Source organism: Chlorogloeopsis fritschii PCC 6912, assembly GCF_000317285.1.
In the GTDB taxonomy this organism is placed as follows: Bacteria; Cyanobacteriota; Cyanobacteriia; order Cyanobacteriales; family Nostocaceae; genus Chlorogloeopsis; species Chlorogloeopsis fritschii.
Window position 1 is genome coordinate 40,964 of sequence record NZ_AJLN01000104.1, and the last position, 14,354, is coordinate 55,317.

9 protein-coding genes are annotated in these 14,354 nt (G+C 42.8%); 4 read left to right on the forward strand and 5 right to left on the reverse strand.

Annotated features, from left to right (window positions below; genetic code table 11):
* Window positions 1–20: 20 nt before the first annotated feature.
* From bchL to UYC_RS0121550, 3 genes are all read right to left on the reverse strand, one after another.
* Window positions 21–887: a ferredoxin:protochlorophyllide reductase (ATP-dependent) iron-sulfur ATP-binding protein gene (gene bchL / locus UYC_RS0121540; protein ID WP_016875234.1), complete on the reverse strand. Its 867-nt coding sequence runs from the start codon at window positions 885–887 to the stop codon at window positions 21–23.
* 559 nt (window positions 888–1,446) lie between these two features.
* Window positions 1,447–1,725: a TIGR02450 family Trp-rich protein gene (locus UYC_RS0121545; RefSeq protein ID WP_016875233.1), complete on the reverse strand. Its 279-nt coding sequence runs from the start codon at window positions 1,723–1,725 to the stop codon at window positions 1,447–1,449.
* Window positions 1,726–1,892: 167 nt separating this feature from the next.
* On the reverse strand, window positions 1,893–2,084 hold the full coding sequence (locus UYC_RS0121550) for a type II toxin-antitoxin system RelE/ParE family toxin (RefSeq protein ID WP_016875232.1): 192 nt from the start codon (window positions 2,082–2,084) through the stop codon (window positions 1,893–1,895).
* 406 nt (window positions 2,085–2,490) lie between these two features.
* Here UYC_RS0121550 and UYC_RS0121555 point away from each other — a divergent pair, with 406 nt between their 5' ends.
* The gene (locus UYC_RS0121555) at window positions 2,491–2,811 is read left to right on the forward strand and encodes a hypothetical protein (RefSeq protein ID WP_016875231.1); all 321 of its coding nucleotides are present in this window, start codon (window positions 2,491–2,493) and stop codon (window positions 2,809–2,811) included.
* Window positions 2,812–2,825: 14 nt separating this feature from the next.
* On the opposite strand, the gene UYC_RS0121560 is transcribed toward UYC_RS0121555, so the two are convergent.
* Window positions 2,826–3,491 carry an REP-associated tyrosine transposase gene (locus UYC_RS0121560; protein ID WP_235082965.1) on the reverse strand — a complete coding sequence of 222 codons (666 nt, stop codon included), beginning with the start codon at window positions 3,489–3,491 and terminating at the stop codon, window positions 2,826–2,828.
* A gap of 201 nt (window positions 3,492–3,692) precedes the next feature.
* Between UYC_RS0121560 and clpB the strand changes: the two genes are divergently transcribed.
* Window positions 3,693–6,311: an ATP-dependent chaperone ClpB gene (clpB, locus tag UYC_RS0121565; RefSeq protein ID WP_016875229.1), complete on the forward strand. Its 2,619-nt coding sequence runs from the start codon at window positions 3,693–3,695 to the stop codon at window positions 6,309–6,311.
* Window positions 6,312–6,416: 105 nt separating this feature from the next.
* On the opposite strand, the gene UYC_RS0121570 is transcribed toward clpB, so the two are convergent.
* Window positions 6,417–7,223, reverse strand: coding sequence for an aldo/keto reductase (locus tag UYC_RS0121570; protein ID WP_016875228.1), 807 nt, complete (start codon window positions 7,221–7,223; stop codon window positions 6,417–6,419).
* A gap of 967 nt (window positions 7,224–8,190) precedes the next feature.
* On the opposite strand from UYC_RS0121570, the gene UYC_RS0121575 reads away from it, so the two are divergent.
* Together UYC_RS0121575 and UYC_RS0121580 are read left to right on the forward strand one after the other, a co-directional pair.
* Window positions 8,191–10,602, forward strand: a complete 2,412-nt coding sequence (locus UYC_RS0121575; protein WP_016875227.1) for a response regulator — start codon at window positions 8,191–8,193, stop codon at window positions 10,600–10,602.
* Between the two features lie 87 nt (window positions 10,603–10,689).
* The gene (locus UYC_RS0121580) at window positions 10,690–14,349 is read left to right on the forward strand and encodes a PAS domain S-box protein (RefSeq protein WP_392407260.1); all 3,660 of its coding nucleotides are present in this window, start codon (window positions 10,690–10,692) and stop codon (window positions 14,347–14,349) included.
* Window positions 14,350–14,354 lie beyond the last annotated feature (5 nt).

The window sequence follows — 14,354 nt, forward strand, 5'->3', positions numbered from 1 at the left end:
TCATCCTGAGAAAAAATGATTTATACAATCATCAAGTCTAATTCCTCTTCCGGATTAGGAACCTGTGGTTTATTCGGATTTAAGTAAAAATCAGATAACAAAGAGAACAATTCCCGATCTTGAGCGTCTTTCGGAACTACACCCTCTGGCATTGCCAAAAGTTGATCGGCAATATTTAAGTAATAATCGCAAACGTAGTTTAAAGAGGGTTCATATTCTGCCATTTCAAATAGAGTTTTACCCTTGACACGAGAAACACGAATATCTTCAATCAAAGGCAATACTTCTAATACTGGCATTGGTACTGATTCTACATATTTGTCAATCAAATCCCGCTTGGAAGTACGATTACCAATTAAACCAGCTAAACGCAAAGGGTGAGTACGTGCTTTTTCGCGTACAGAAGCGGCAATGCGATTAGCGGCAAATAAAGCATCAAAGCCGTTGTCGGTAACAATCATGCAGTAGTCAGCATAGTTGAGAGGAGCTGCAAAACCACCGCAAACCACATCACCCAAAACGTCAAATAAAATTACGTCGTACTCATCAAAAGCATTAAGCTCTTTAAGTAATTTTACTGTCTCGCCGACTACGTAACCACCGCATCCCGCACCAGCAGGAGGCCCACCAGCTTCTACGCAATCTACTCCACCATAGCCTTTGTAGATAACATCCTCTGGCCAGATATCTTCGTAATGGTAATCCTTTTCCTGAAGGGTATCGATAATAGTGGGAATCAAAAAGCCAGTCAGGGTGAAGGTGCTGTCGTGTTTGGGATCGCAACCAATTTGCAGCACTTTCTTGCCGCGCTTGGCTAGAGCCACAGATATATTACAGCTTGTTGTAGATTTACCGATACCGCCCTTTCCGTAAACTGCTAATTTCACTGTTTTTGCCTCTTATCGTTTTTTTATCAAACTCTTGGCTCAAACACTTGCAGCACCGCCTTAGATGACGATGTGTGAGGTCTTTGAGTGCCATTATTGTCCAAATAAAACCGAAAAGAAAGGGGTTATTAAAGTCTATCAGAACGCTATTGTCTGATTTATTGAAATATTTATTGTTTTTTTAGCTTATAGCAACTTAAAAAACTTCTGGAGCGCTTAAAAATATAAATTAATGAATTTATAAACTTACATAATATAAATTAGTTACAAAATACAAAAAACTGAAAACCTTATGAAATATATGCTCATAATCAAAAAATTTATGTCAAAAGTCGCAAAAACTAGATCCCCGACTTCTCCAAGAAGTCGGGGATCTTACACAGCAAAGGCGCACTAGCTCCCCTGTAGCCCTTTTCAAGCTAGTTTCCCACAGGCAACAGCCTAAACATATTGATGAAAACTTTCTTTCCCTAGCCTCTAGCCTCTAGTCCCTAGCCTCTAATTCCTGAAGATATAAAAAATTATTACATTTAAAAAAACTGACTTAATTTTCGCAAAATTAGCCTGATGACGAGCAGGGCGATCGCGAAACATCTTCTTCTAGCGCCTCAATTTCTTGCAACGATTGCCAGCCGGGGTGCCATTGGGAAGAATCTTGCAATAATTTAGCGTTGATCCAAAAGCGGACATTGGGATCGCAAGAAGCTACCATTTCGGCATATACCCACTTACCCTGATTTTTACGGTTGACAACTTGGAAGTGACGCCACCCATCGACTTTTTTTTGAGCTGTCCATTTAGAACCAACTAAGTAAGGAAATTTTTGTTTTTTAGTCATTTGTCATTAAAGTTTTATAATCTCTATCATTTCGCATTCGCTACTTTACCTAAAATCATCGTAACTCGCTGTGCAGTAGGTAAAACAGTGCCTTGGGATGATTACATAGTCAATAATTTTAGAATTAAGTGATTACACTGGAAGAGAAAATAGTGGAATTTACTGAATCAATCCATTGAATTTATGTAAGCAAAATTACTATCAGCAAAAAGCGATCGCCCATCCGAACTCATCCAATTAGGACAAGCATATACAAAACTTTTATAGTCTTGCCAATATTCCTTAGCTGTATCAATATCTTGTGCTTGAGTGCTTTTATCGCCACCACATAAAAGAATAGACTTGCTATCCAGGTACATCTGAAGTATTTGAGAAAGGGCGATCGCGTTACTCTTAAATTAATTGTTGACAATAGCACAAGCTAATGAAATCTCTCAACATCACACTGCCAGATGCGATCGCCAACGCTCTTAATGCTTAGATCGGCGATCGGGAAGTTCCCTTACCTGCTACAGCCATTGTAGAAGCTGCCCTTAAAGAATATTTGTCTGAACGTGGCTATTTACCCCCAAAAACACAAAGTTTACGCCTTACTCCTGCGCCAAAGGGAAGTGGCTCTCAAGATACGTCACTAAATCACGATAAAATTCTAGCTGATCAAGCTTTTTATCAGAAATTGCCGCCAAACTCACCTTGAGAGCCATAATTGCCGATACAGTCAGCTTCTGTTAAAGCTTCAGGAGGCAGAGTCGGCAGAGCCTCCTAATGCTTCATCCCCTGCCAGAGACAGGGAACGAGAAAACGAGAAAACAAGACAGGGAACGAGAAAACGAGAAAACAAGGCAGGAAACGAGAAAACAAGGCAGGGAACGAGAAAACGAGAAAACGAGAAAACAAGACAGGGAACGAGAAAACGAGAAAACAAGGCAGGGAACGAGAAATCAGCTTCTGTTAAAGTTTCGGGAGGCAGAGCCTCTTAACGCTTTCATTCCCTGCCAGAGGCAGGGAACGAGAAAACGAGAAAAATACACTCGTTACCAGGTTCAACCTGGTAACAAAATATTAGAGCCTCTGGCTCTTAATTAGTAAGAAGAATGCAACTATACATCAATTAAATCAACAGCTAAAATTCCCTCTATGCCCACGTAATTACGATAACTGGAATACCGCCAATGAGCAGGATCGTCAACATAACCACGTCGGACTGGATTATTGTGAATATATTCCAATTTTTGCTTAAACATCTGTTGGTTTAATATTGCTTGTGGGTGAGATCCTTCCTGCCAAAGCTGGTATTCTTGCGAAATTTTGTGTGACTGCTTATAAAACTTTAATTGTCTTAGCAAAAACTCTGCTCGGTTTTCCTTTAAATAATCAATTATGGATCTGGCTGTAAATGATTTGAACGCTGCTATTTCTTTAGATAAGTTTTCAGCAGATGCAATTAAGTGAAGATGGTTTTCCATAATCACATAACTATGCAAGGCTAAACGCTTTTGGCTTTGTAGAAATTCTAATGAGTTAAGAACAATCTCAACTAAGTCAGGTTTGCTAAATATGGCAATCCAGTTAACTACTGTGCAGGTGAGAAAATGTGGTTGGCTTTCTAGAAATTGGTAGCGAGAACGACCCATAGTGTAAAGAAAGATGTAAATATTAGGAGGCGGAGCCTCTTTAATAGCATTCCCAGGCCGAGCCTGGGAATGAGAATTAGGGGGTGGAGCCTGGGAATGAGAACTTTCCGTGTCACCGCGTCTCATCACCATGTCTCCTTGTCCCCGTGTCCGCTTGTCCCCGTGTCCCCGTGTCTCCGTGTCCCCGTGTCCCCTTGTCCTCTTCTCGGACGGTAATACTACTTTAGAAAGACGTGAAGACCGATCCAGCTATTGACCCGCCTTTTTTTACAATGACTTTATAAGAACAAAGCTTATTTGTGCGCGTTTTGTTGTTCGTTCCTCTAAAAGCCTATGCAACCAACCAATCCAAACCAATTTACAGAAAAAGCTTGGGAAGCGATCGCGCATACTCCTGATATTGCCAAACAATACCAACAACAGCAAATCGAAAGCGAACACCTGATGAAGGCGTTGCTAGATCAAGAAGGTTTAGCCAGCCCGATTTTTAACAAAGCAGGTGTCAACGTTCAAAAGCTGCGCGATCGCACCGATCAATTTATCCAACGTCAACCAAAAGTATCTGGTAGCAGCAGTTCCGTATACTTAGGACGGAGTTTAGATACACTTTTAGATCGAGCTGATACCTATCGCAAAGAGTTTGGTGACGAGTATATTTCAATTGAACACTTATTACTTGCTTACGCCAAAGACGATCGCTTTGGCAAAAGTCTATTTCAAGAGTTTGGATTAGACGAAAGAAAATTAAAAGATATTATTAAACAAGTTCGGGGGAGCCAGAAAGTGACGGATCAAAATCCAGAAGGCAAATACCAAGCACTGGAAAAATATGGACGCGATCTCACCGAAGCAGCACGTCAAGGTAAACTTGATCCAGTGATTGGACGTGATGATGAAATTCGCCGTACTATTCAAATTCTCTCTCGCCGTACCAAGAACAACCCTGTATTGATCGGGGAACCGGGTGTGGGTAAGACAGCGATCGTGGAAGGTTTAGCACAGCGCATCGTTGCTGGTGATGTACCCCAATCTCTCAAAGATCGCAAGTTGATTGCTTTAGATATGGGTGCTTTGATTGCGGGGGCAAAATTCCGGGGTGAATTTGAAGAACGCCTCAAAGCCGTCCTTAAAGAAGTCACTGAATCTGGTGGCAATATAATTTTGTTTATTGATGAAATTCACACAGTTGTCGGTGCGGGCGCTACCCAAGGGGCAATGGATGCCAGCAACTTGCTCAAACCAATGTTGGCGCGGGGTGAATTGCGCTGTATTGGTGCGACAACGTTAGATGAATATCGTAAGTATATTGAAAAAGACGCTGCTTTAGAGCGGCGCTTCCAACAAGTTTATGTAGATCAACCTACTGTAGAAGATACTATTTCCATTCTGCGCGGGTTGAAAGAGCGCTACGAACTTCACCACGGGGTGAAAATTTCTGATAGTGCCTTGGTTGCAGCTGCGACATTGTCGAGTCGGTATATTAGCGATCGCTTCTTGCCAGACAAAGCCATTGACTTGGTAGACGAAGCCGCAGCCAGACTGAAAATGGAGATTACCTCGAAACCAGAGGAACTTGACGAAATTGATCGCAAGATTCTGCAATTAGAAATGGAGAGGCTATCGCTGCAAAAAGAAAGCAATGCTGCCTCCAGGGAACGATTGGAAAAACTGGAAAAAGAACTTGCAGATTTAAAAGAAGAACAAAGGGCGTTAAATGCCCAATGGCAGTCTGAAAAAGACATTATCACCAAAATTCAGTCTGTTAAAGAAGAAATTGATCGCGTTAATTTAGAGATTCAGCAAGCCGAACGCAACTACGATCTCAACCGTGCGGCTGAGTTGAAATACGGCAAGTTAACCGATTTGCACCGTAAATTAGAAGCAGCAGAAAGTGAATTAACACAAGCTCAACGCAGTGGTAAATCTCTGTTGCGTGAAGAAGTCACCGAATCTGATATTGCGGAAGTAATTTCTAAATGGACGGGTATCCCCATCAGCAAATTGGTGGAATCCGAGAAAGAAAAACTGTTGCACTTGGAAGATGAACTGCACCAACGCGTGATTGGGCAAGATGAAGCAGTCACAGCAGTTGCCGATGCTATTCAGCGTTCTCGTGCTGGTTTAGCAGATCCAAATCGTCCTATCGCTAGCTTTATTTTCCTCGGCCCCACGGGTGTTGGTAAAACTGAGTTAGGAAAAGCCTTGGCTGCTTATCTGTTTGACACCGAGGAGGCGATGGTGCGAATTGATATGTCCGAGTATATGGAAAAACACGCAGTTTCCCGGCTGATTGGTGCGCCTCCAGGATACGTAGGTTATGAAGAAGGCGGGCAATTAACCGAAGCTATTCGCCGTCGCCCTTACGCGGTAGTTCTCTTCGACGAAATCGAAAAAGCACATCCGGATGTCTTCAATATCTTGTTGCAAATTCTTGATGACGGACGCGTTACCGATGCTCAAGGTCATACCGTAGACTTTAAGAATACGATTATTATCATGACTAGCAACATCGGTTCGCAGTTCATCCTCGATTTGGCAGGAGATGACTCCCGCTACGACGAAATGCGCCATCGAGTCATGGAGGCGATGCGAAATAGTTTCCGTCCAGAGTTCCTTAACCGCGTTGATGAAATCATTATCTTCCACGGTTTGCAGAAAGAGGAATTGCGCAAAATTGTCCAACTGCAAGTCAACAGATTGCAGCAAAGATTGGGCGATCGCAAAATGTCTCTCAAACTCTCGAATGCTGCTCTTGACTTTTTAGCTGAAGTAGGATACGACCCTGTATTCGGTGCGCGTCCCTTGAAGCGGGCTATTCAAAGGGAGTTAGAAACTCCGATTGCTAAAGCTATCTTGCGTGGTGAATTTAACGACGGCGACACCATCTTTGTTGATGTCGAAAATGAGCGCCTTGCTTTCAAGCGTTTACCCGTTGAGTTGTTGACTACTTAAGAAATAATAACCGTAAGGTGGGCACTGTTCATAACGTAAAAATAAGGGTTTGAAGCAATTTAGGCAGTGCCCACCCTACAAAAATTGCTGCCTCCTGCCTTCTACTTACACCCATTGAGTCTCAAATGCATCTTGTCCAGTTCCATAAATCAAATTGCCGTATGCTTGCCAATGGGCAATTTCTTCAGGGGTGAGTGGTGGAGCATTGAGGACAGAAAGGTTTGCCTCTAATTGTTGTAAATTTTGTGGGGCTGTAAGTGCTAGACTTACAGCTTTTTGATTTAGTACGTAGCGATAGCAATCTGCTGCCGTAGGAGATTTTTGTTGCCAATGGGGATGTCCTTGTAAAAGAGTTCCCCAACGCGTACAGGTGAATGCAACAACAGGAATGCCAGCTCTTTGGGCAGATGGTAAAACATCTTCTTCCACTTTACGATGAGCCATGTTGTAGCGGTGCATTAACACCTGAGACTTACCCAGATTAATTAATTCCAAGGCAATGGATCGGTTATGGGTAGTAACTCCTACGTAACGCACAAGTCTTTTTTCCTGCCAGGAGTATAATTCATCAAGTATTGCCTGGACTTGAGCCATATCATCATCAGGAGAAACGTACTCGACAAAAAATACATCCACTTCATCAAGATTTAGACAACGACGCACAGAGTCAAAATAAGCACGCAACCCACTGATATCTCGTTCTTGGTATCCCGTTGCAACCAAAATTTGTTTGCGTTTTCCTGCGATGAGAGGTTTTAGCCCCTCTAATAAGCTTTCAAATTCTAGGTTGTAAAAGAAGAAGTAATTTACTCCTGCCTCGAATGCCATTGCTACTGCCTTAGCATCTAGCCCTGAATTCCCCGCCAAACCAATTATGCTTGCTGGCTGTCCGTTTTGGGTTACTAACTCCATACTCGACTGCCCCGATTTAAAAAACTTATATAAAAACAATTAATAAAGTTAAATCTTTCAATTTCTATCTTCACTTGTAAAAGTCATTTGATGAAGCAGTAATTATGGTTTTGATAATCATTATCATAGATATATAAGCACTGCTTTTATCGTATATTTATATGAATTAGTACCAGACAATTTCACAATTATTTAAGATAGTTGGTAGCTTAATATAAAATAAAAAAACACCTCCAACCACCTCTTGTTTTGAGCGTCAATTAAGACGAATAGTTGGTAGGTGTCAATTAAAAACAGTATCCATTCACTTAGTGCGCTCACCCCTAAGGTGAGCTTTTACATTTAGATTTTCACTAAAGTATTATGTCAGATTTATTCACCTATTAGCTCAAAATTAAATAATTTTAAGCTTATGAAGAAATAGGAATCTATTTTCGCAATTATTAAGAACAAAAGTCCGATTAATTCACTTCTGACACCAGTTGCTTAATTGCAATTTTTGTAGGGTGGGCACTGTCTAACTTTCTTCAAACCTTTATTTGTACCTTGTGAACAGTGCCCACATTACACACGCTTAAGGACAAAAGTCCGATAAACATTGTTAATAAGACGTGATTAACTATACATTATGATTACTGATGCAATTCATTTGTAATTATCTTTGATTTTTACCAAAAAACTTAGCGAGAGTCTGAATGCTGAAGGTTCATGACCAGGAACTCAGCGACTGGAAGAGGCAAAGAATTTTCCACTGCTCTTTTCTTCCTTGCCTTTTTCTAGTTCAATTTGAGAAAAATGATCGGTGGGGGGAAGTCAATCTTTCATTTGAAATAGATAATATAAGATGTTGACATTTACAAAGGCAAGTTAAACTACTGGCTGATTCAAGCTAGGCTAAAAATACATCTTTCAAAAATCTTTAATAATTTTCATTAAATTAATGAAGCATTTGCGGTTATGAGCCGCTATGAGAATTTTATTAGTTGAAGATGATGAAGTTATAGCCCAATCACTTGCCAAATCCCTGACAAATCAGCATTATGCTGTTGATATTGCCAAGGATGGGCAAGAAGGTTGGGATTTTGTCGATTTATTTACTTATGACTTGATATTACTCGATGTATTGCTGCCCAAACTAGACGGAATTAGTCTCTGTCGGCAATTACGAGCAAGTGGTAATCAAACACCTATTCTTTTATTAACAGCTCAAGATACCAGCAACACTAAGGTAATAGGGTTAGATGCTGGTGCAGATGATTATGTTGCTAAACCTTTTGATTTTCAGGAATTATTAGCTCGCATCCGTGCTTTGTTACGTCGCAGTGGTTCAGCATTACCCCCTGTATTGAACTGGAAAAACCTGCAACTCGATCCCAGTACTTGCGAAGTTACCTGTAATGGCAAGCTTCTGCATTTGACTCCTAAGGAATACGGCTTACTCGAACTTTTTCTGCGTAACAATCACCGGATTTTTAGCTGTAGTGCATTAATAGATCATTTGTGGTCATTTGAGGAACCACCCACAGAAGATACGGTGAGATCCCACATGAAAAGTTTACGGCAGAAACTCAAAGCAGTGGGAGTTGCAGAAGATCCAATTGAGACAGTTTATGGCATTGGATATAGATTGAAGCCAGCAGGGAAAGAGGACAAGGGGAAAAGGAGACAAAGGGGGAACCAAGAGGACACGGAGAAAGAAGACAAGGGGAATATTTCTCTCTCCGCGTCGCCGCGTCTGGTGCTCTCCGCGTCTTCTTCCCCTAGCCAAAGTCGAGTTGACAATGGAATTTCTAAAGTTTGGGAGGAGGTAGTACGCAAACTTGAAGAGCGAGTAGTGGCGATTGGGCAAGCTTCTACCATACTGCTACAAGGCAAGCTAAATGAGGAAATGCAATCACAAGCAAAGCTAGAGGCTCATAAGTTAGTTGGTTCCCTGGGTATGTTTGGCTCTGATGAAGGTTCTCGTTTAGCCCAAGAAATAGAATCCTTATTGGAAAAAGGCAACCAGCTCAAGCCAGCCACAAAACAGCATTTGTTGCAATTGGTTGTGGAATTGCGCCAAGAATTGCAACTTTTGAACTTCAAGTATAAGCCGGGATTGCGATCGCTCAATCAATTAGCAAATGAACGTCCGTTACTATTAATTGTTGAGCGGGATCGGGAATTTGCTGAGACTTTGGCAAGGGAGACAAAGAATTGGGATCTACGAACGCAAATCGCTCCAAATGCGATCGCCGCGAAGGAATTGATTACTGAAGATTGCCCTGATGTTGTGTTGCTCGATCTACCCGCTCACGACTCCACAGACAATGCTCTGGCTTTGCTGGCAGAACTGAGTCACCGTACTCCACCAATACCTGTAATAATTATCACAGAGCAAAATAGCTTGCTCGACCGGGTCAAAGTCGCTCGTTTAGGTGGGCGTACAGTTTTGCAAAAGCCTGTTTCTCCAACCACAGTACTGGAAACAGTAAATCAAATATTACAATCTTCCCTGCCAACTGAAGCCAAGGTAATGGTTGTAGACGACGATCCGCAAATATTAATTGCTGTCCAGACTTTACTAGTGCCTTGGGGACTGAAAGTTTACACTCTAGACAATCCACTTCGATTCTTGGAGGCAATAGCAATTGCTGAACCGGAACTGCTAATTTTAGATGTAGAAATGCCCGGAGTCAGTGGTATAGAATTATGCCAAGTTGCACGTAATGCTCCCCAGTGGAGCGGATTACCTATTTTGTTTCTCACAGGTCATAGCGATACTACAACTAAACAGCAGATATTTGCGGCAGGTGCTGACGACTACATTAGTAAGCCCATTGTCGAGCCAGAATTGATTGCTCGGATTCTCAATCGTTTGGAGCGATCGCGTGCTCAAAGGCATCTAGCAGAAATCGACGCTCTAACTTTTGTACCCAATCGTCGCAAGTCCACCCAAGATCTAGAACGGCAGCTAGCGTGGAGCGATCGCCACCATCAACCCTTTTGCTTCGCTATTGTGGATTTAGATAATCTTAAGCAAATTAACCACAACTACGGCCATGCGATCGGCGATCGCGTATTATCCCGATTAGGGCAGGTGTTACGGCAGGCATTTCATACTCAGGATGTAGTTGGGCGTTGGGGAGGTACGGAATTTGTAGTGGGGATGGCAGGAATGAATAAAAGTGACGGAGCGCGAAGGCTTTTAGAACTTCTCAAGAGTTTTCGTCAGATTGAGTTTACAACTACCAACGCTCAAAAGTTTCATGCCACCTTCAGTGCAACAGTTGTCGAGTATCCTCAAGCTGGTAACAATCTCCAAGCCCTCTACCAGGCTGCTGACACAATTCTTGAGCAGGCAAAAACAACGGGAAGAAATAAAATACTGAGTAATTAGAAATACTAGGTTACAGGTAACAGGTGACAGGGTACAGTTCTTCCCTATTCCCCTATCCTCAACTAATCCCCGTCAATAGAAAGCTATATGTCGGAATTATTACATACCTTTTTCACTTCCAGTCCCTTTATCCCTCACGGACATTGCTATCTGTGGAATCCAGGGTTGGTATGGTTGCATTTGTTATCAGACTCGTTCATTGCCTTAGCATATTATTCGATTCCCTTCACATTGTTCTATTTCGTCCAGAAGCGACAAGATGTTCCTTTCAAAAGGATGTTTTTATTGTTTGGAGCGTTTATCGTCGCCTGCGGTACGACTCATTTAATGGAGGTTTGGACGCTTTGGCACCCGATTTACTGGCTATCCGGCTCGATAAAAGCCATTACGGCATTAGTTTCACTGTACACGGCAATTATCTTGGTAGAATTAGTGCCTAAAGCACTGGAAATACCTAGTACAGCCGCATTAGAAGCAGCAAACCAAAAACTGCAACAGCAGATTGGAGAACGTCAAAAAGCAGAAGCTGCATTGCGTAAAGCGCACGATGAGTTAGAAATCCGAGTCGAAGAACGAACAAAAGAGCTAGTAAAAGCTAATGAAGCACTACAAGAAAGCGAACAACAACTGAAGTTAGCGTTGCAGGCTGCTAAACTTGGAGCTTGGCAACTCGATTTGAAAACAGGGGAGTTATCTGCATCCCATCAGTGCAAGGCAAACTTTGGTTTGTCAAGCGAAGTAGAGCTTTCCTACAGTATGCTATTTGAACGTATCCATCCCGAAGATCGTGCTTATGTGCGGGAGTCTGTCAGTCGAGCGCTGGAACAAAAGATTGATTATGAGGCAGAGTACCGCAACATCTGGCCTGATAATAGCGTTCATTGGGTATTGGCACGGGGAAGCGCTATTTGTGAGGCTGATGGTAGCTCTACTCGCATGATCGGCGTCACATTAGACATTAGCGATCGCAAGCGTGCAGAAGAAACTCTCCAACAGACAACAATGCTACAACGAGCAATTTTGGATAGTGCCAATTACACCATTATTTCCACAACAGTAAATGGTACGATCCTCACCTTTAATCGCGCCGCAGAGCGATTGTTAGGATACACGGCAGCAGAAGTTGTTGGAAAAACAACCCCAGTTATCATCCACGATCGAGACGAAATTGTACAGAGGGCACAACAGTTATCGCAAGAACTAGGATTCACGATTGAACCAGGGTTTGATGTTTTTGTTGCCCATGCGCTCCTTGGGGAAGTAGACGAGCGCGAATGGACTTATATTCGCAAAGATGGTTCGCGTTTTCCAGTGTTGCTCTCAATCACAGCTTTGCGTAACACCCAGAACAATATTACGGGATTTCTCGGTATTGGTAGTGACATTACCGATCGCAAGCGAGCAGAGGAGGCACTGCGTGAAAGTGAACAGCGTTTTCATGCCTTCATGAATAATAGTCCCACAGTTAGCTTTATGAAGGATACTTACGGACGTTATGTTTATGTCAATCAAACATTTGAGCATATATTCCAAGTTAAGCTAGCAGATATACGAGGAAAAACAGACTTTGACAGGTTTCCCATAGAGATAGCACAGGAACTTCATCAGCACGATCGGAGTGTTTTATCTACAGGACAAACAGCTGAAATAGAGGAAACAGTGCCAACACCCGATGGCGCTCTCCACAATTGGTTAGTTTTTAAGTTTCCAATTTGGGATCGCACCGGGCAATTATTTCTTGGTGGCGTAGCGATTGACATTAGCGATCGCAAGCGAGCCGAAGAAGAACTTCGCCACCTCAGTAATGCACTGGAAAGTGCAGTAGAAGGGATCTCGCTGTTGGATAGGCAGGGACTTTATCTCAAGGTAAACCCGGCTTATGCCAATATGGTTGGATACCAAAGCGAGGAACTGATTGGTATGGAATGGGTTTTGACTGTCCATCCAGACGATCGGGAAAAATTGAATACAGCCTACCAACAAATGCTCGCCAACGGCAAGGCGGAAGTAGAAGCTAGGGCTGTGCGCAAAGACGGTTCGGTTTTTGATAAACAAGTAGTGATGGTTAAAGCCTACGATCAACAGCAATTTATCGGGCATTATTGCTTCATGAAGGATATTAGCGATCGCCGCGAAGTCGAGCGCCTCAAAGATGAATTTGTTTCGGTAGTCAACCACGAATTGCGCACACCCTTAACTTCCATCTCTGGAGCTTTGGATCTGCTAGCCAGTGGAATTTTGCAAACGCAGCCCGAAGATGCTCAACGAATGTTAAAGATTGCTGCCAATAATACAGATCGGCTGGTACGTCTGATCAACGACATCCTCGATATCGAACGTATCGAGTCAGGAAAGATCCAGATGACAAAGCAAAGCTGTGATTCTGCCAGCTTGATCAACCAGTCAGTTGAATTTATGGAAGAAATTGCAGCACAAGCAGGGGTGACATTATCAGTTTCTCCCTTATCAGTTCGCCTCTGGGCAGATCCCGATCGCATTATCCAAGTACTCACTAACTTACTCAGTAACGCAATTAAATTTTCGCCACCAGGTTCTACGGTTTGGTTGAGCGCGGAAGAGGACAAGGGGAGAAGGGGACAGGGGACAGGGGACAGGGAAAATATTTTCTCCTCATCTCCCTCTATATTATTTAAAGTCACAGACCAAGGGCGGGGGATTCCGGCTGAGAAATTAGAAACTATTTTTGAGCGTTTTGGACAAGTTGATGCCTCAGACTCTCGCCAAAAAGGGGGAACAGGTTTGGGTTTAGCTATCTGTCGCAGTATATTGCAACATCATGGCGGACAAATCTGGGCTGAAAGTACCTTAGGAGAAGGTAGCACTTTCTTTTTTACCCTGCCAATCCTCCCAGAAGAGGAGGGTGAGACAAGGGCACAAAGAGACATGGAGAATGTTTTTAATCAATTGTGCGCATCTCATACTCACCATGTTGCCGCGTCTTCTGAAACCGCGTTAGCAAAGCCTCCTCTAGTTCTACAGTGTGACGACGATCCTTCGGTTCGAGTTGTAGTGCAAAAAATGCTAGAACAACGGGGCTATCGAGTTCTGGCAGTGGCATCGGGACAAGAGGCTGTGCAGGAAGCAACAGCGAACCATCCTGATGCAATTATTCTCAATTTAATGATGCCCGGTATGAACGGTTGGGAAACCCTAACAATTCTCAAACAGCAGCCACATACCCAAAATATCCCCGTGATTATTCTCAGTGGCTTGTTACCCGATGCCAGCAAAGGTTTTCCGGAGGGAGTGAGTGACTGGATTGTCAAACCTCCAAATATCAAGTTGTTGTGCCAAGCTTTAGAAAAAGCTACCACTCGACAAAATCAAACTTTCAAAGTACTGATTGTAGAAGATGACCGAGATTTGGCACAGGTACTCATTGCCATGTTCAACAGCCACAACATTGCCACTTTTTATGCCCAAACCGGGCGAGAAGCTATACAGGTAAGCCAAAACATTATTCCTGACTTATTAGTGCTGGATTTGGGGCTGCCAGAATGCGATGGTTTTACTGTAGTAGATTGGCTGCGACAGCACAACCACCTCTGCCAAGTACCGTTAGTTGTATACACAGCCCGCGATTTGGATGAGGGCGATCGCGAACGATTAAGGCTAGGACAAACTCTATTTCTCACGAAAGGACGCATTACCCCGCAGGAATTTGAACAACGAGTTATAAATTTACTTAACCGAATGATTGGCAGCCATAGTGAAACTAATTACTAGTGTAG

What these genes read in the sequence shown, in the direction of transcription:
- UYC_RS0121570 (WP_016875228.1), bottom strand. Translation starts at nt 7,223, where the DNA reads ATGGAGTTAGTAACCCAAAACGGACAGCCAGCAAGCATAATTGGTTTG.
- UYC_RS0121575 (WP_016875227.1), top strand. Translation starts at nt 8,191, where the DNA reads ATGAGAATTTTATTAGTTGAAGATGATGAAGTTATAGCCCAATCACTT.
- clpB (WP_016875229.1), top strand. Translation starts at nt 3,693, where the DNA reads ATGCAACCAACCAATCCAAACCAATTTACAGAAAAAGCTTGGGAAGCG.
- UYC_RS0121550 (WP_016875232.1), bottom strand. Translation starts at nt 2,084, where the DNA reads ATGTACCTGGATAGCAAGTCTATTCTTTTATGTGGTGGCGATAAAAGC.
- UYC_RS0121560 (WP_235082965.1), bottom strand. Translation starts at nt 3,491, where the DNA reads ATGGTGATGAGACGCGGTGACACGGAAAGTTCTCATTCCCAGGCTCCA.
- UYC_RS0121545 (WP_016875233.1), bottom strand. Translation starts at nt 1,725, where the DNA reads ATGACTAAAAAACAAAAATTTCCTTACTTAGTTGGTTCTAAATGGACA.
- UYC_RS0121555 (WP_016875231.1), top strand. Translation starts at nt 2,491, where the DNA reads ATGCTTCATCCCCTGCCAGAGACAGGGAACGAGAAAACGAGAAAACAA.
- UYC_RS0121580 (WP_392407260.1), top strand. Translation starts at nt 10,690, where the DNA reads ATGTCGGAATTATTACATACCTTTTTCACTTCCAGTCCCTTTATCCCT.